13 protein-coding genes and 1 tRNA gene are annotated in these 16,270 nt (G+C 62.8%); 6 read left to right on the top strand and 8 right to left on the bottom strand.

Annotated features, from left to right (window positions below):
- The first annotated feature begins 9 nt into the window (after nt 1-9).
- Nucleotides 10-1,407 (top strand): FAD/NAD(P)-binding protein, encoded by a 1,398-nt coding sequence (locus ABMD26_RS01370; protein ID WP_354307084.1) that lies wholly within the window; start codon nt 10-12, stop codon nt 1,405-1,407.
- Between the two features lie 36 nt (nt 1,408-1,443).
- Here the strand turns inward: ABMD26_RS01370 and ABMD26_RS01365 are convergent, their stop codons facing one another.
- Nucleotides 1,444-2,550 carry a Gfo/Idh/MocA family protein gene (locus ABMD26_RS01365; RefSeq protein WP_354307083.1) on the bottom strand — a complete coding sequence of 369 codons (1,107 nt, stop codon included), beginning with the start codon at nt 2,548-2,550 and terminating at the stop codon, nt 1,444-1,446.
- Between the two features lie 106 nt (nt 2,551-2,656).
- Nucleotides 2,657-2,742, bottom strand: a tRNA-Leu gene (locus tag ABMD26_RS01360).
- 238 nt (nt 2,743-2,980) lie between these two features.
- On the opposite strand from ABMD26_RS01360, the gene ABMD26_RS01355 reads away from it, so the two are divergent.
- The 3 genes from ABMD26_RS01355 (at nt 2,981) to ABMD26_RS01345 (ending at nt 8,194) form a co-directional block, all read left to right on the top strand.
- A complete protein-coding gene (locus ABMD26_RS01355; RefSeq protein WP_354307082.1) occupies nt 2,981-5,248 on the top strand; it encodes an ATP-binding protein in 2,268 nt (755 codons plus the stop codon).
- Nucleotides 5,249-5,251: 3 nt separating this feature from the next.
- Entirely contained in the window at nt 5,252-5,713 is a 462-nt protein-coding gene (locus tag ABMD26_RS01350) for a response regulator (RefSeq protein ID WP_122742097.1), read from the top strand.
- Nucleotides 5,714-5,815: 102 nt separating this feature from the next.
- Complete coding sequence (locus tag ABMD26_RS01345; protein ID WP_192068627.1) at nt 5,816-8,194, top strand: PAS domain-containing hybrid sensor histidine kinase/response regulator; 2,379 nt, start codon at nt 5,816-5,818, stop codon at nt 8,192-8,194.
- On the opposite strand, the gene csrA (ABMD26_RS01340) is transcribed toward ABMD26_RS01345, so the two are convergent.
- Nucleotides 8,191-8,385, bottom strand: a complete 195-nt coding sequence (csrA, locus tag ABMD26_RS01340) for a carbon storage regulator CsrA (protein WP_134722228.1) — start codon at nt 8,383-8,385, stop codon at nt 8,191-8,193. The genes ABMD26_RS01345 and csrA (ABMD26_RS01340) overlap by 4 nt on opposite strands.
- A 192-nt stretch (nt 8,386-8,577) precedes the next feature.
- Here csrA (ABMD26_RS01340) and ABMD26_RS01335 point away from each other — a divergent pair, with 192 nt between their 5' ends.
- A complete protein-coding gene (locus tag ABMD26_RS01335) occupies nt 8,578-8,910 on the top strand; it encodes a hypothetical protein (RefSeq protein WP_122742100.1) in 333 nt (110 codons plus the stop codon).
- A 78-nt stretch (nt 8,911-8,988) separates the two neighbouring features.
- On the opposite strand, the gene csrA (ABMD26_RS01330) is transcribed toward ABMD26_RS01335, so the two are convergent.
- From csrA (ABMD26_RS01330) to ABMD26_RS01320, 3 genes are all read right to left on the bottom strand, one after another.
- Nucleotides 8,989-9,186, bottom strand: coding sequence for a carbon storage regulator CsrA (csrA, locus tag ABMD26_RS01330; protein ID WP_043189867.1), 198 nt, complete (start codon nt 9,184-9,186; stop codon nt 8,989-8,991).
- 256 nt (nt 9,187-9,442) lie between these two features.
- The gene (locus ABMD26_RS01325) at nt 9,443-11,260 is read right to left on the bottom strand and encodes a glycoside hydrolase family 15 protein (protein ID WP_354307078.1); all 1,818 of its coding nucleotides are present in this window, start codon (nt 11,258-11,260) and stop codon (nt 9,443-9,445) included.
- Nucleotides 11,253-12,053: a glucose 1-dehydrogenase gene (locus ABMD26_RS01320; protein WP_354307076.1), complete on the bottom strand. Its 801-nt coding sequence runs from the start codon at nt 12,051-12,053 to the stop codon at nt 11,253-11,255. Before ABMD26_RS01320 ends, ABMD26_RS01325 begins: the two co-directional genes overlap by 8 nt.
- 30 nt (nt 12,054-12,083) lie before the next feature.
- On the opposite strand from ABMD26_RS01320, the gene ABMD26_RS01315 reads away from it, so the two are divergent.
- Nucleotides 12,084-12,359 (top strand): hypothetical protein, encoded by a 276-nt coding sequence (locus ABMD26_RS01315; protein WP_354311863.1) that lies wholly within the window; start codon nt 12,084-12,086, stop codon nt 12,357-12,359.
- A 38-nt stretch (nt 12,360-12,397) separates the two neighbouring features.
- Here ABMD26_RS01315 and uvrA read toward each other — a convergent pair whose 3' ends face one another.
- Both uvrA and ABMD26_RS01305 read right to left on the bottom strand, forming a co-directional pair.
- A complete protein-coding gene (uvrA, locus tag ABMD26_RS01310; RefSeq protein WP_134722230.1) occupies nt 12,398-14,902 on the bottom strand; it encodes an excinuclease ABC subunit UvrA in 2,505 nt (834 codons plus the stop codon).
- 81 nt (nt 14,903-14,983) lie between these two features.
- Nucleotides 14,984-16,009, bottom strand: coding sequence for a DNA topoisomerase IB (locus ABMD26_RS01305; RefSeq protein WP_122742104.1), 1,026 nt, complete (start codon nt 16,007-16,009; stop codon nt 14,984-14,986).
- Nucleotides 16,010-16,270 lie beyond the last annotated feature (261 nt).

Raw genomic sequence — 16,270 nt, 5'->3', positions numbered from 1 at the left:
AAGTCAGACATGACCCACGTTGCACCCCGATTCGCCGACGTAGTGATCATCGGAGGCGGCTTGAGCGGCACCCTGCTGGCCGTGCAGTTGCTCAGGCAGCCTCGCGGGCAGCGCATTGTCATCATCGAACCACGTCCCGAGTTGGGACGTGGCGAGGCCTACAGCGCTACCGAGCTGGGTCACACCTTGAACGGCAACGCTGCGCGCATGAGTGTCGACCCGGACAACGCCGACGACCTGACCCAGTGGCTCACCCAGTTCATCGACAACGGCGGTTGGCCCGAATCGGCCGAGCAGGCGCTGCCGGTCGCCGAATTGTTTCCACCGCGCGGCATCTTCGGCCTCTATGCCCAGCAACGCCTGGCCGAGGCTCGCGCCCTGGGCCTTCGCTTCGGCTCCACGGCGGAGCACGTGCGGGCGGAGGTGGTCGACGTCCAGACCCACAACGAGCAGGTCCGGGTGACGCTGGATGACGCGCAAGTGTGGTGCGCACCCCGCGCGGTGCTCGCTACCGGCATGTTTCCCGCTGCACGCACCGCCGTGAAGGCGCCCGGCGGACTGAACGCCGCCGCGGTCGATCCGTGGGACGTGCAAACCATGCGAACGCTGGATCCGCAGGCGCGGGTGCTGATCATCGGTTCGGGGCTGACCATGGTCGATGCGGTGGTCTCCCTCGACCGCGCCGGTCACCGCGGACCGATCACGGTGATCTCGCGGCACGGCTTGTGGCCTCATGTGCGTCGTCAGCCGCCGGCCTGGCCAGACTTTCTGGCGGCAGCCAGCGACCTGAGCAGCCCGCGCCAGCTCATGGCCGAGGTGCGCAACCAATGCCGCCAGGCCCTGCAGCAGGGAATCGATTGGCAGGCGCCGCTGGACACCGTGAGGGTGCACATCGCACGGCTCTGGAGCCAGGCCAGCGAGCGGCAGAAACGGCAGTTCGTACGCCATGTACGGCCCTGGTGGGAAAGCCATCACCATCGCTCGCCACCGCCGAGCGATGCGCTGCTGCAGAAGGCCATCGCCGAAGGGCGACTTACCCTGCAGGCGGCCTGCTACCTGAGCGCCGAAGGCACGACCTTGACCATCCGCCGCAGGGGTGAGTCGGTGCCTGTGCCGCTGCACGGTGACGTACTGATCAATTCCAGTGGTATCGAATACGACTGGCGTCGCGTCGATAAACCGTTGCCGCGCCAGCTATTGGCGCGTGGTCTGGTCAAGCCCGGGCCGCTCGCACTGGGGCTGCTGGCTGACGATGAAGGGGCCTTGCTGGACAGCGACGGGATTGCCAGCCGGCGTCTGTTTGCCATGGGGCCGCCGCTGCGTGGGATGTGGTGGGAAAGTACTGCGGTGACGGATGTGGCGGCTCAAGCCAAACGGCTGGCCGCCACCTTGCTGGAGTCCGACTGAAGCAGGGGCGGTGGACGCCGCTGCTTCACCGATCGATCAGTCGTTGGGTTCGGTCGTGTTGACGTAGGGTGGGATCTTGGCCAGCGGCAGCTGGCGGGCCTGATCGGCCTGTATCCCCTTGCGCGACGGCAGCGGTTCCAGCTGCTGCACCTCGCCGGTCTGCAGCGAGCGCTCGATGGCTGCCAACACCCGCACATCGCGCCAGCCTTCGTCGCCGTCCGCTTCAGGTTGACGATCGTCCAGGATGCACTGGGAGAAGTACTCGGTTTCGCCACCGAACTGGTCGACGACCGGAAAGGTATGCTCCTGCTTTTCGCCGTCGATGATCGAGCGATAGGCGATGGCCACGCCCTCGCCGAAACCAAAGCACGGCGAGGCCTCGAATTCACCTTGAGTACCGATCAACTGAAAGCGCTCGCTCGCGGGCAGGCTGAAGCTGACGGTAAAGGTCGCTTGCCGCTGTTCGGCGAAGCGCAGCGTCACGCTGACGGTGTCGAAGGTATTGATCGGCCGCCCCGGCGTTTGCGCACCTACCGCGTGCACTTCCAGGGGCTCGCCGCCGAACAGGTTGCGCACGGCATTGAGCGGGTAGGGTCCCATGTCCGCGGCCGGGCCGGCCCAGAAACCGCTTTTCATCCGATGGTTTTCCGCCTTGGTTTGCTGGGTGAAGGTGGCGGTGAACAACCGGGGCTCGCCAATATCACCATTGCGCACCCGCTGCACCATCTCCACGGTGCCGGGCTCGCAGTGCAGGCGGTAGGCGATCATCAGCTTGGCGTTGCCTCGTTCGGCGGCGGCATTGATCGCCAGGCAATCTTCCTCGCTGGCCGCCATGGGCTTCTCCAGCAGGACATGGATACCGGCTTGCAAGGCCGGGACGGCGAACTCGCGATGGCGAAAATTAGGCGTGGCCAGGTAGATCGCGTCGATTTCGCCGGACGCCAGCAGTTCGGGAAACTGCTCGTAGCTGTAGCTCTTGAGGTCATACAGCGCGGCCAGTTGATCGGCCTTGATGGGGTCGCCGGTCACCAGCGCGGTCATCACGGAGTTGCGGGTCTGGTCCACACCGGGCATGAATGCACCCTGCGAAATCCAGCCGCCGGCAACCACGGCGTAACGAATCTTACCCTGAGCATCAGGCATGGGTCGGGCCTCCTTGTATCACCCGCGAAATGCGTGGTGTCTAGGAAGTCGGCAAGCGTTGCGGGCAGGAGTTCCCGAAGATTGGGAAGAGGAGGGGCAATCGAGGTGGTGCGAGGTGCGGGAATCGAACCCGCACAACCAAAGGTCGTCAGATTTTAAGTCTGATGCGTCTACCAATTTCGCCAACCTCGCATGCTCGCGCATCATACTGATATGGCTCGGAAATGTCATGCGCTAATGGCAGATGGCGGATACCCTGACAGGCCGCTGTCGAGCGGGCGAAAATCAATTTGCCATTAGTGATGACGACGCTCCCGGAGTGCGCGGTTCTTTGCTAAAGTAGTCGCCGATTGAAAGTCGTTTTCACATGCCACGGTTGGCGACCATGCAATGGCTTGCAGCGCGCTGATGGGCCGCCAGGAGATACACTGTGACATCCAGCCAGACTTCGGTGCTGCTCGCCGCTGCCCTCGAGCAATGCGCGCGCGAACCCATCCGCACCCCCGGCAGCATTCAGCCGCAGGGCTTCATGATGGTGCTCGATGCCGCCGCCGAGCGCGTGCTGCAGGTCAGCGACAACGTGCGTCACTGGTTGCAACTCGAGCCTGCGCACGTGCTCGAATGCGCCGTGGCAACCCTCTTCGAGCAGGGCAGCAACCTTTCGTCGCGCCTGGCCGCCTGGCCCGGGGAGGAGCGGCAGCCGTTCCATTTCGCCGATGTGCGTTTCGCGCAAGGCGGCCACCCGCGCGCCATGGCGATGATGGTGCACCGTGCCGACGGCGTCATCATCGCCGAGTTCGAGCCCGCCGCCGACGAGGCCCATGCCTATGGTGCCCTGTATCCGCTGGTGCGGACCTTCATCAGCCAGTTGCACAATGCAGCAGACATCATCGAGCTGTGCCAGCGCTCGGTGATCGAGGTCAAGCGCGTGACCGGCTTTGGCCGCGTCAAGGCCTACAGCTTCGATGCGGCCGGTAACGGCACGGTACTGGCCGAAGTGCGCGATGACGACTATCCCAGCTACCTGGGTCTGTGCTTCCCGGCCTCCGACATTCCCGCCCAGGCTCGGGAGTTGTATTGCAGCAACCGCATCCGGGTGATCGAAGATGCGAACTACCAGGCCTCGCCACTGGTGCCGGCCCACAACCCCGTCACCGGCGCGCCGCTGGACCTGAGCCTTGCGGCCCTGCGCAGTGTGTCGCCGGTACACCTGCAATACATGCGCAACATGCAGACCATGGCTTCGATGTCGATCTCGATCGTGGTCGACGGTCAACTCTGGGGTCTGATCTCCTGCCACCACGACCAGCCCCATGCGGTGGGCTTCCAGACCCGTACGGCCTGTGAGCTGTTGGGCAGCGTACTGTCGCTGCAGATCGAGACCAAGACCGCCCACGCGCAGAACGAGCGCATGCTCGAACTGCGCCGACACATCGTCCAGCTGCTCTCGGCCATGGCCGACAGCGACAGCGTGCGCGCCGGCCTGATGGCACTGCCCGACACCTTCCTGGGCTTCGCCCGCGCCAGCGGTGCAGCGATCATCGCCGAAGCCCGTTGCGAGCTGCTTGGCGACACGCCGCCGCAGGCGGTGGTCGACGCCCTGGCGTTGTGGCTGGCCGAGCGCGGCGGGCAGGAGATCTTCCACAGCGACAACGTGGGCCGCGACGTGCCCGAGTTGCCCGAACTGGCCCGTCATTGCGGCGGTGTGCTGGCCGTGGCCATCTCCGAAATCCATTCCCACTACCTCATCTGGTTCAAGCCCGAGCAGTCGCGCACGGTGACCTGGGCCGGACGGGCGGAGAAGAGCCTGGACAGTTCCGGTGTGCTCAACCCGCGTGCCAGCTTCGAGAGTTGGCAGCAGGAAGTCAGCGGCTATTCCAGCCCCTGGGATACCCTGGAAATCGAAGGTGTGCACGAATTGCGCACCGCCGTGCTGGGTATCGTCCTGCGCAAGGCCGAGGAGCTGGCGCAACTGGCCGGGGAGCTGAAGAAATCCAACAAGGAACTCGAAGCCTTTTCCTACAGCGTTTCCCATGACCTGCGTGCGCCGCTGCGGCACATCGCCGGCTACGCCGAGCTGCTCACCGATTTTGAAGGTCCCAAACTCTCCGAGCGAGGCCTGCGCTTTCTCGAGCACATCGGCGAGTCGGCGCGTTTTGCCGGCACGCTGGTGGACAACCTGCTGAGCTTTTCCCAGATGGGGCGTTCAGCCTTGCGCTTCACCGACGTCGACCTGAATGCGCTGGTCGAATCGATCCGTCTGGAGATGCGACCCGACTACGAAGGCCGCGATCTGCAATGGCACGTCGGACCCTTGCCGCGCCTGGTGGCCGATGCCGCCTTCGTGCACCTGGCCTTGCGCAACCTGTTGTCCAATGCCATCAAGTACAGCCGCACCCGCGAACACGCCGTGATCGAAGTGGGTGCCTACCAGCAGGACGCCGAGACGGTCATTTTCGTCCGCGACAACGGCGTCGGCTTCGACATGGCCTACAGCGGCAAGCTGTTCGGCGTGTTCCAGCGCCTGCACCGCATGGAAGAGTTCGAAGGTACCGGCATCGGCCTGGCCAGCGTGCGCCGCATCATCGAACGACACGACGGCCGAGTCTGGGCCGAAGGCGCTCTTGACCAGGGTGCCACCTTCTATATGGCGTTGCCGAGACGCGCACATTCCGCCAGCACGAATCAACCGAGGTAAGCGATGCTCAAACCCATTCTTCTGGTCGAGGACAACCCCAAAGACCTGGAGCTGACCCTGGTGGCGCTGGAGCGCAGCCAGCTGGCGAACGAAGTGATCGTCATGCGTGACGGCGCCGAGGCGCTGGACTACCTGCTGCGCCGTGGCAGCCATTCCACCCGCGACGAGGGCAACCCGGCCGTTTTGCTGCTGGACCTCAAGTTGCCCAAGGTCGACGGCCTGGAAGTACTCAAGGTGGTACGCGAGACCAACGAGCTGCGCAGCATTCCTACGGTCATGCTGACCTCGTCCAAGGAAGAGCCGGATCTGGAACGCGCCTATTCACTGGGAGTGAACGCGTACGTGGTCAAGCCGGTCGAATTCAAGGAGTTCGTCTCGGCCATTTCCGATCTGGGTATTTTCTGGGCGGTCTTGAACGAGCCGCCACCGGGTTCGTCGCGAATCATTCGCCGCCCCGGCTCCTGAGCCCGAGTCGCGCTGCTGATCGAATCAACCGGCATGCAGCGTGAACCAGGGCTTACGGATGGCGTGCAGAGCGCCACACTCCAGTCACGTTTTCGGAATCCTATGCCGCCCAAGCCCTTGCAATTGCTGTTCGTGGAAGACAGCACCCATGATGCCGAACTGGCGCTGCTGAACCTGGAGCGCGCCGGTCTCGCGGTCGAACCGACCCTGGTGTTCAATCATCAGGCCGTAGAGCAGGCGCTCGCTGGCGGTACGTTCGACCTGATCCTGTGCGATTACATGCTGCCGGGCTCGTCGGGGCCACTGGTTTTGCAGGCGGCGCAACGGCTGGCGCCGATGACGCCGTTCATCTTCCTGTCCGGCGTCTACGGCGAAGAACACGCGGTCGAGATGATGCGCCAGGGCGCCATCGACTACGTGCTCAAGCAGAACCTGAGCCTGCTACCCCGGGCGATACAGCGGGCTATGGACGAAGTCCACGAGCGCCGCCGCAGGCGTAACGCCGAGCGCTCGCTTCAGCACGCCGAAGTCCGCGCACACATCGCCACCAACGCCGCGCGCATGGGCATCTGGGATTACGCGCCAGTCAGTGACACGCTGTTGTGGGACGAGCGCTGCCGGGAACTGTACGAACTGCATCCTGATACCGAAGTGAACATCCAGCTGTTCCTCGACCACTGCCATCCCGAGGACCTGCCTGTCGTGCAGGAACGCATGGCGGCGGCGCTGACCGTGGACGACCAGCATCGCTTTCACATCGAGTACCGCGTGCGTCTGGACAGCGGCACCCTGCGCTGGATCGCCAGCCATGGCCAGGCCTTCTTCGAAGACGGCGTGTGCGTGCGCTTCACCGGCGTCATCCAGGACATCACCGAGCAGAAGCAGGCGACCCAGGCCCTGCAACAGCTCAACGAGATGCTCGGCGAACGGGTGGTCAAGCGTACCCGCGAGCGCGACCGTACCTGGGAGCTGTCCCGCGAGCTGCTGGGGGTGATGCGTTTCGACATGTCGCCGGTCTCGCTCAACCCCGCGTGGGAAACCACGCTGGGCTGGACCCGGGAACAACTGGGCAACATGCAGCTGTGGGAAATCATCCATCCCGACGATCTGGCCGCCACGCGCCGCGAAACCGAAAACATCGCCAACGGCAACGTCTCGACGCGCTTCGTCAATCGCATGCGCCACGCCGACGGTGATTACCGCTGGTTGTCCTGGACCATCGTTCCCGATGAAGGCCTCATGTACGCGGCCGTACGCGACATCACCGGCGAACGTGAAGTGCTGGATGAACTGGCCGGGGCCAACCATCAGTTGCGCGAACAGATCGACGAGCGCCAGCGCATCGAAGCCACCCTGCATCAGTTGCAGCGCCTGGAAGCGGTCGGCCAGTTGACGGCAGGCGTGGCTCACGACTTCAATAATCTGCTGACGGTGATCCTGGCCAGCACGACGTTCATCGCCCGGGATTTCGAAAAAGGCAAGACCGAACGCATCCAGGGTCGCCTGCAGAACATCAAGGAAGCCGGCGAGCGTGGTGCCAAGCTCACCGGGCAGTTGCTGGCGTTCTCGCGCCGGCAGCGCCTGGAGCCGGTAGCGGTCAACCTCAATGGCACCGTGGAGGGCATGATCGAGCTCTTGCAACGCACGTTGGGCGGCAGCATCTGGATCGAAACCGACACCGCGCCCGACCTGTGGAACGCTCTGGTGGATCCGACCCAGACCGAGATGATCATTCTCAACCTGGCAATCAACTCGCGCGATGCCATGCCCGGCGGCGGTACCCTGCGCCTGTCCACGGCCAATGAAACCGTAAGCATGGCTGCCCAGCGTCCGGAAGATCCGGAACCTGGCAACTATGTGGTGCTGTCGATCCAGGACTCGGGCACCGGCATGAGCCAGCAGGTACTGGCCAAGGCGTTCGAACCGTTCTTCACCACCAAGGAAGTGGGCAAGGGCTCCGGCCTGGGCCTGGCCCAGGTGTTCGGGTTCGCCAAGCAGTCGGGAGGGGGCGTGGCCATCATGACGTCGCCGGGCTATGGCACCACCGTCAAGGTGTACCTGCCAGGCGTTCCAGACCAATTGCTGGCCCGCGAAGACGAAGCCGCCTACGTCGCTGCCACCCATGAAGGCGGCGAACGCCAGACCATCCTGCTGGTAGACGATGATCACGACGTGCGTGAAGTGACCGCTACGATGCTGCACGGGCTGGGTTACAGCGTGGTCGAGGCCGACAGTGCCGAACAGGCGCTGAACAAGCTCGACCCCAATGTCGATCTGGTGCTGACCGACTTCGCGATGCCGGGTACCAACGGCGGCGAACTGGCCCACATGATCCGCCGTCGCCACCCACGGTTACCGATTGTCTTCATCACCGGCTATGCTGAACTCGAAGGGCTGGACTCGGAGCACTATCCGCTGGTGCAGAAGCCGTTCCGCGAACAGGATCTGGCCAGCAAGCTGCGCGCCGCCTTCGGCGCCTAGCGGCCTGCCGTCTTCGGCACGAGCGGCACGCCGGCCTGGATCCGGTCATGGATCTCCTGGCGATGCACGGCGACATCCCGGGGAGCGTCAATGCCAAGGCGGACCTGCCCGCCCTTGATGTCGATGATGGTGATGAAGATATCCTCTTCGATCACGATGCTTTCGTCGGTGTTGCGCGTCAATATCAGCATGGCGGGGTCCTCGCGCCTGAAGGCGATCGTTCAGGGCATGTCTGATTAGTGACGTGTGGCCCGCTGGAATAATTCCTTTTTATGATCGACCCGGGTCTGCCGACTTTCCTGGCTCCGTTTTACTGAACCACGCTGTGTCTGAAAGGTCCGTTACATAAGGCATCGCCTTTATTACCCACAAGAGGTAGGCATATGACAGACGTAGAATTGCAAACCACTCCGCAGTTCGAGGAGTGGGACAAATCCTCCAAGGATTTTCTGGACGAGCAAGTTCGCCACGAAGAAACGCTGAAGAACGGCTGCCATATCGTTGTTCGCGCACGCAAGATCGCTGAAGACAAAGTTTCAGTGTTCTTTGGGACTTATGGGTCGGACGGCCGTGTGATCAAGGAGCAGACCGAAATCCGCGATGGATTGACGTGTGCCAAGGACGCTCTGGATTTCGCCGCAGACAAGGCGAAACGTCATGCTGGCGGGGGAGCAGGGGCTCCGGACGACAATCATCATCAGGCAACGCCTATCTGACGATCGCTTCGCGCCGCGGTGCAGCCTGGTTCGAACCAGCTGCATGGCGGCGCTTGAAGGGTCGCGGCAGTTGGCCAATCAGGCCTTGCCATCTCCTTTTTCAGGCGCAGGGCTGCCCGCCTGAATGCGCTTGAAGATCTCTTCGCGGTGTACCTGTACGTCCTTCGGCGCATCGATGCCGATTCGCACCTGCATCCCTTTAACGCCCAGGATAGTGATCTTGATGTCATCGTGAATGACGATGCTTTCGCCTACCTTGCGGGTGAGTATCAGCATGAACGGCTCCTTGATTCCTTTGCTTAGAATTTATCCGGTGTATGACGTGTGTCCATTGCTACCTGAATAGGAGCGCAGCATGACAAATTTAATTCCCTCGAAGCGCCAGGTTTATCGAGGCTCGGCAGCGATGGCGCAACAAGGGGTAACAGGCGCCAGTATGGCGTGCTTCGTGACAAGCGCCTAGCAGATTGGCATTACGTTTGGTTTATGGGTGTGATAGTGGCACTCTTGCCACTATCGTTGATTACAAGGGCTACGGTTGCCATTGCGTGCGTTGGCCACTCAGCTTTCTATCGAGGAAACTGGCCGCGCTGATCAACGCCAGGTGACTCAATCCCTGAGGCGTATTGCCCAGGTGATGGCCATGTCGATCGAACTCTTCGGCGAACAAGCCCAAGGGGTTGGCATAGCGCAGTAGTTGTTCGAATTCCAAGTGCGCCTTTTCCACCTGTCCAGCCCTGGCCAGGCACTCCACATACCAGAACGAACAGGCCGTGAAAGCGCCTTCGTCGCCCGGCAGGCCGTCATCCTGACGATAGCGATAAACCATACCGTCACGAACCAGCGTGCGTTCGATGGCTTCAAGGGTTCTCAACCACTGCGGATCACTGGCGCCGACGAAGCGCACCAGCGGCATCAGCAACATGGAGCCGTCGAGTTCGACGCTGCCCAGCTTCTGTACGAAGTGCCCGGCTTCGGCGTTCCAGAAATGGGTCCAGATATCGTCGTGGATCGCCTGTCGTTCCTTGTCCCAGCGCTCGAACGGTGCCGGCAGCGAACGCTTCTCGGCCAGGCGCAACGCGCGATCGATAGCGACCCAGCACATCAGTCGTGAATGCAGGTAATGCTCGGGCGGGTTGCGCATCTCCCAGATACCGACATCCTTCTGATGCCAACTGCTGCAGACCTTGTCGACGATGTGAGTGACGTGTTTCCACCCCTCATGGGAAATGGCTTCGCCGTACTTGTTGGCCAGGTACACCGCATCCAGCAACTCGCCATAGATATCGAGCTGAACCTGATCATGGGCGCCGTTGCCCACCAGCACCGGACGGGCACCACCGTGCCCGCTCAGGTGATCGAGCTCCGACTCGGGCAACTCTTCGCGGCCGTCCAGGCCATACACCACGCCCAGCCGAGCAGGTTCGTCGGTGCATTCGCCGACCCGATCGCGTACCCAGCGCATGTAGTCGTTGGCCTCGGTGGTGAAACCCAGGCGCATGAACGCGTATACGGTGAACGACGCGTCTCGGATCCAGGTATAGCGGTAATCCCAGTTGCGCACGCCACCCGGCGCCTCCGGCAGACCAAACGTGGCCGCGGCAATGATTCCGCCGTGCCGGCGCGATGTCAGCAGCTTGAGCGCCAAGGCAGAGCGGTCGACCATTTCACGCCAACGACCCTTGTAGTTCGAATGGCCGATCCAGTTGCGCCAGAACGCCAGGGTTTCTTCCAGGCAGGTCTGTCCCTTGCCGGCGCTCACCATGGGGTCTTCTTCGCCACCCAGGATGAATTCGGCGCATTCGCCTTCCTTGAGCTCGAACACAGCGATGGCGCTGTGCTCGTCGATGCTCAGGGTCTGGGTCGCCGACAGCCGCAGAGTGGGTTGGCCCTCGGCCCGGAAGCAGACGTCCTCGCCACTGGCGTAGGCCTGGGTATCGGCGCGGCTGTAGTCGTGTCGAACCCGGCAACGCAGGCGAATGGTGGCCGTGCCGTTGCGGGCTTCGACTCGGCGGATCAGCCGGGGCAGGGCGTCGGCCACGGCGGCGATCGGCATCAGATCGGTGATTTCGACCACGGCATCATGGTCGATCCAACGTGTCTGCAACACGTTGCTGTCGGGCAGATAGATTTGTTGACGGCGTGCAGTGGGTAGATCCGGAGCCAGCTCGAAGACACCGGCGCGGTCGCAGTCGAGCAGCGCGGTGAATATCGAAGGGCTGTCGAATTCCGGCCAGCAGCAGAAGTCGATGCTGCCGTTGTCGGCGACCAGTGCAGCGCTGCGCATGTCACCGATGATACCGTGGGCCTCGATGGGGCTTTGCGTGGTACTGCAGACGTCTTCAGCCATTGTTTCGAAACCCCGGATACAGGCTCATGCCGCCGTCGATGAACAAAGTGGTGCCATGTATGTAGTCACTCAGATCGGACGCCAGCCAGACCACTGCGTTGGCAACGTCGTCCACTTCGCCGACGCGACCGTAGGGAATCAACTCGAGCAGTTTCTTTTCGGCATCGCCCTGGGTGTTCTCTTCGTTGATCGCCGTGCGGATGGCACCGGGTGCGATGGCATTCACGCGAATGCGCTGTTCGCCCACTTCCTGGGCAATGCTGCGCATCAGCAGGTCGATACCGCCTTTGGACGCGGCATAGTTGACGTGGCCTGCCCACGGAATGAGCTGATGCACCGAACTCATGTGGATGATCTTGCCAGCCGCGCGCGACAGCCAGGAACGTGGCCCTTGCTGCTGGAATTGACGCAAGGCCGCGCGGGCACAGAGGAACTGGCCGGTCAGGTTGACTTCGATCACCTTGTTCCAGTCGGCCAGGGTCATGTCGACCGTGGCGGCGTCGCGCTGCAGCCCGGAGTTGGCAACCAGGATGTCCAGAGCGCCATAGGTGTCGACCGTCGTGGCGAACAGGCGCTCGACGTCGTCTTCCTTCGACACGTCGGCGCCTACCGCAATGGCCTTGCCACCCGCTTCGCGGATCTGCGCGACGAGTTTTTCGGCAGGCTCTGCGTGGGAATTGTAGTTCACGACCACGCTGGCACCGGCGGCGGCCAATGCCTTCGCGGCGGCGGCACCCAGACCAGAGCTGGCGCCGGTGACCAAGGCGACCTGTTTATCCAATGAAATCTGCATCCGGGATGATCCTCCGATAATGGCGTTTCAATGCTGACTGACAACGCGGTGCGGGAGTTCAGCCTGGAAACGTTTGGGCACGAATGCCATGCGCAGATGCCTAAACTGCATGACGGCCCAATGTGCCGTCCGCGCACTCCCAGGAGAAGTACCGTGACTACCGAGAATAAAGAATCCGATCGCGAAGACCTCGACCACAAGCCGGAAAATGCCGGCAAGGTCGGTGAGGAGCACAAGCGCGAGAATCAGCAGGGGGAAAAGGAACGTACCCCCTCCGATGAAGGCCAGAGCAAGCCCGTCGGTTGAACCTCCGGCAGCCCCGACCCTTCGGGGCTGCCGATTCGCTACACCGGTTCTGCCAAGGCGCTGCGCAGGTACGGCGCAGTCTGGCTTTGGCCAACCTCGGCCACCGCTTCGGGCCTTCCAGACGCCACCACCTTGCCGCCCTGATCACCAGCCTTTGGCCCGATGTCGATCACCCAGTCCGCCTGAGCCACCACGCGCATGTCGTGCTCGACCACGATCACGCTGTTACCGGCATCCACCAGATGATTGAGCTGCTGCATCAGCCGGTCCACATCGCTGGGATGCAGGCCCGTGGTCGGCTCATCGAGCACGTACAAGGTGGCGCCACGCTGATTGCGCTGCAGTTCGGTGGCCAGCTTGATCCGTTGCGCCTCGCCGCCCGACAGCTCGGTGGCGGGTTGACCGAGGCGCAGATAGCCCAGACCGATATCGCGCAGTACGCTCAAGGGGCGCAGCACCGCTGGCTGTTCGGCGAACACTTCACAGGCCTGATGGACCGTCAATTGCAACACGTCGGCAATGGTACGGCCCTGCCATTTCACCGCCAAGGTCTTGGGACTGTAGCGGGCGCCGTGACAGGTCGGGCAGGGGCTGAACACACTGGGCATGAACAGCAGCTCGACGCTGACGAAACCTTCGCCTTCGCACTCCGGGCAGCGCCCCTTGGCCACGTTGAACGAGAACTGTCCGGCATCGAAACCGCGACGACGAGCCTCGTCGGTGGCGGCGAACAGCTTGCGGACATGATCGAACAGGCCGGTGTAGGTGGCCAGGTTCGAGCGCGGTGTGCGGCCGATGGGCTTCTGATCGACCTGCACCAGTCGCTTGATGTGATCCATGCCCTCGACGATGTGCCCCGATTCCGTCTGCGGCGCGGCGTCTTCCAGCAGGTCTTCGACTTCTTCCTGAGTCTGGCCCAGGTGTTCACCGACCAGCTCCAGCAATACCTGGCTGACCAGGCTCGACTTCCCCGAGCCGGAGATGCCGGTGACGGCGGTGAAGCATTGCAACGGGAATTGGGCGGCCACCTTGTGCAGATTGTTGCGGCTGACGTCGGCGAGTTTCAGCCAGTTGACGGTTTCGCGACGCGGGCGCGGCAGCGGCACGGCGCCGCCGTACAGATAGGCACGGGTCTGCGACGCGTCGATCCGGGCCAGGCCCTTGGGCGGACCGCTGTACAGTACCTGGCCACCCTGTTCGCCGGCCAGCGGTCCGACATCGACCACCCAGTCGGCGCGCGCCATGGTGTCCAGATCGTGTTCGACGACGAACAGGGAATTGCCCGCCGCCTTGAGCCCCTGCAACGCCGTGTGCAATGACTCACCGTCGGCCGGGTGCAGGCCGGCGGTGGGTTCGTCCAGCACATAGACCACGCCGAACAGTTGCGAGCCGAGCTGGGTGGCCAGGCGCAGGCGCTGCAACTCGCCGGACGACAGCGTCGGTGTGCTGCGTTCCAGGGACAGGTAGCCCAGGCCCAGATCGATCAGGGTGTGCAGGCGACCCAACAGGTTTTGCGCGAGTTGCTGAGCAGCCAGGCGCTTCTCCTCGCTGAGTTTCTTGCCCACCTGTTTGCCCTCGGCCACCGGCTTGAGCTTCTGCGCCAGCTGGCTGAGCGGCAGTTGAGAGAACTCTCCGATGTCCAGGCCGGCAAAGGTCACGCTCAGCGCTTCGGGCTTGAGTCGCTTGCCCGCGCAGACTTCGCACGCCGCGCCGATCATGAACTGGCTGACGCGCTTCTTCATCAGTGCGCTTTGCGAGTGAGTGAAGGTGTGCAGTACATAGCGCCGCGCCCCGGTGAAGGTGCCCTGATAGCTGGGTTCCATCTTGCGCTTGAGTGCTTCGCGGGTCTGTTCCGGCGTGAGCCCTCCATACACCGGCACGGTCGGGGTTTCTTCGGTGAACAGGATCCAGTCGCGCTGTTTCTTCGGCAGGTCGCGCCACGGTACGTCCACGTCATACCCCAGGGTCACGAGGATGTCGCGCTGGTTCTGGCCTTGCCATGCCGGCGGCCAGGAGGCCACCGCGCGCTGGCGAATGGTCAGGCTGTCGTCGGGCACCATGGTCTTTTCAGTGACTTCGTACACGCGGCCCAGACCGTGGCAATTCGGGCATGCACCCTGCGGGGTATTGGGCGAAAAATCTTCTGCATAGAGCATGTCCTGGCCGGCTGGGTAAGCGCCGGCGCGGGAATAGAGCATGCGCACCAGGCTACCCAGTGTGGTGACGCTGCCCACCGAAGAGCGAGTGCTGGGCGTGCCGCGTTGTTGCTGCAGGGCGACGGCCGGCGGCAACCCTTCGATACTGTCGACATCGGGCACCCCGACCTGATCGATCAGACGTCGAGCGTAGGGGGCTACCGATTCGAAGTAGCGCCGTTGCGCCTCGGCGTAGAGGGTGCCGAATGCCAACGACGATTTGCCCGACCCCGAGACCCCGGTGAAGACCACCAGGGCATCGCGTGGAATATCGACATCGACGTTCTTGAGGTTGTGTTCGCGAGCGCCGCGAACCTGGACGAAGCCGCTGGGAGCGGTAGGTTTCATGAAAAGCCTTGGAATGTATGAGCCGTGCTATAACCGACCGCAGTCGCCACCCACAATTCCGGCCATCCTCGCTTGCCGCTTTTATGCAGCCGCCACCAGGCGCTCGAGAAACGTTGCCAGGGCGACTTCCTCCAGGCGCAGCCCCTTGCGCTGGCGCGGCTTGGGCAATTTGGCCAGTTCACCCATGACGAAGTGCTCCAGCACCTTGGGATGGATGTAGCACTTGCGACAGACCGTCGGCGTGTTGCCCAACTGTTTGGCCACCGCCTTGACCATGTCGACGATGTGCTTCTTCGCATCGGGCTCCGGCTGCCAATGCAGCTCACGCAGCATGGCCAGGGCCAGGGCACTGCCAGCCCAGGTGCGATAGTCCTTGGCGGTGAAATGAGCGCCGGTGATCTGGTGCAGGTAGGCATTCACGTCGTGGGAACTGACGCTGTGCCGTTGACCTTCCTCATCCAGGTACTGGAACAGATTCTGGCCGGGCAACTCCATACAACGCTTGACGATCGTGGCCAGGCGCCGGTCCTTCACCGTCACCGAGTGTTCGACGCCGCTTTTGCCGCGGAACTGGAAGGCGATCGTGTGGCCTTTGACCTCGACATGCTTGTTGCGCATGGTGGTCAGCCCATAGGACTTGTTGTCTCGGGCGTACTGGGTGTTGCCGACGCGAATCAGCGTGTTGTCGAGCAACGACACCACCGCCGCCATGACCTTGTTGCGATCCAGCCCCGGTGCGGCCAGGTGGGCCTCCAGTTGCCGCCGCACCTTGGGCAGCATCTTGCCGAACTCGATCATGCGCGAGTACTTGTCTTCATCCCGGACCTCGCGCCAGCGCGGATGATAGCGGTATTGCTTGCGCCCGCGTGCATCGCGCCCGGTGGCCTGCAGGTGGCCCTGGGGGTCGGCGCAGATCCACACGTCGGTGTAGGCCGGCGGGATCACCAGCGCATTGATGCGCTTGATTTCGGCTTCGTCGCGTATGCGCTCGCCATCCGCCGTGAAATAGGCGAAATGGCCACGCACCGTCTTGCGACGCAGTCCGGGCTGGGTGTCGTCAACGTAATGCAGATCAGCGGGAAGTTCGATTTCGAGAAGGTCGGACATTTGCGCAGAAAACCGTGGCCTGTGTCTGCAATGGACCGCGGCCGTGCGCGGAAGTCCCGTCGGCGACATTCGCAGACGTTTGCGGCGGTCCACGTGTAGGAGATTTCTCTGAAAGCTTGGGAATTGTCCGGCTTTCATGTCAGCACAGCACGGGAATACTGGCACCGCTGAACAGGGGGCGCTTGAAGCGTGGCCATCCTACGAGGCTAGGGAAAATTTCACTCAAGCGTTTGGGAATCTTCCCATAGCCAACTCGGAATG

Source organism: Pseudomonas sp. PvP001 (assembly GCF_040546375.1).
In the GTDB taxonomy this organism is placed as follows: domain Bacteria; phylum Pseudomonadota; class Gammaproteobacteria; order Pseudomonadales; family Pseudomonadaceae; genus Aquipseudomonas; species Aquipseudomonas coleopterorum.
Note: the sequence above shows the minus strand (reverse complement) of the source record. Positions and strands in the feature narration are given on the sequence as shown.

Bases quoted from the DNA above. Each gene is read 5' to 3' on its own strand.
- ABMD26_RS01370 (WP_354307084.1), top strand. From the start codon at position 10: ATGACCCACGTTGCACCCCGATTCGCCGACGTAGTGATCATCGGAGGC.
- ABMD26_RS01365 (WP_354307083.1), bottom strand. From the start codon at position 2,550: ATGCCTGATGCTCAGGGTAAGATTCGTTACGCCGTGGTTGCCGGCGGC.
- ABMD26_RS01350 (WP_122742097.1), top strand. From the start codon at position 5,252: ATGCTCAAACCCATTCTTCTGGTCGAGGACAACCCCAAAGACCTGGAG.
- ABMD26_RS01345 (WP_192068627.1), top strand. From the start codon at position 5,816: ATGCCGCCCAAGCCCTTGCAATTGCTGTTCGTGGAAGACAGCACCCAT.
- csrA (WP_134722228.1), bottom strand. From the start codon at position 8,385: ATGCTGATATTGACGCGCAACACCGACGAAAGCATCGTGATCGAAGAG.
- ABMD26_RS01335 (WP_122742100.1), top strand. From the start codon at position 8,578: ATGACAGACGTAGAATTGCAAACCACTCCGCAGTTCGAGGAGTGGGAC.
- csrA (WP_043189867.1), bottom strand. From the start codon at position 9,186: ATGCTGATACTCACCCGCAAGGTAGGCGAAAGCATCGTCATTCACGAT.
- ABMD26_RS01325 (WP_354307078.1), bottom strand. From the start codon at position 11,260: ATGGCTGAAGACGTCTGCAGTACCACGCAAAGCCCCATCGAGGCCCAC.
- ABMD26_RS01320 (WP_354307076.1), bottom strand. From the start codon at position 12,053: ATGCAGATTTCATTGGATAAACAGGTCGCCTTGGTCACCGGCGCCAGC.
- ABMD26_RS01315 (WP_354311863.1), top strand. From the start codon at position 12,084: ATGCTGACTGACAACGCGGTGCGGGAGTTCAGCCTGGAAACGTTTGGG.
- uvrA (WP_134722230.1), bottom strand. From the start codon at position 14,902: ATGAAACCTACCGCTCCCAGCGGCTTCGTCCAGGTTCGCGGCGCTCGC.
- ABMD26_RS01305 (WP_122742104.1), bottom strand. From the start codon at position 16,009: ATGTCCGACCTTCTCGAAATCGAACTTCCCGCTGATCTGCATTACGTT.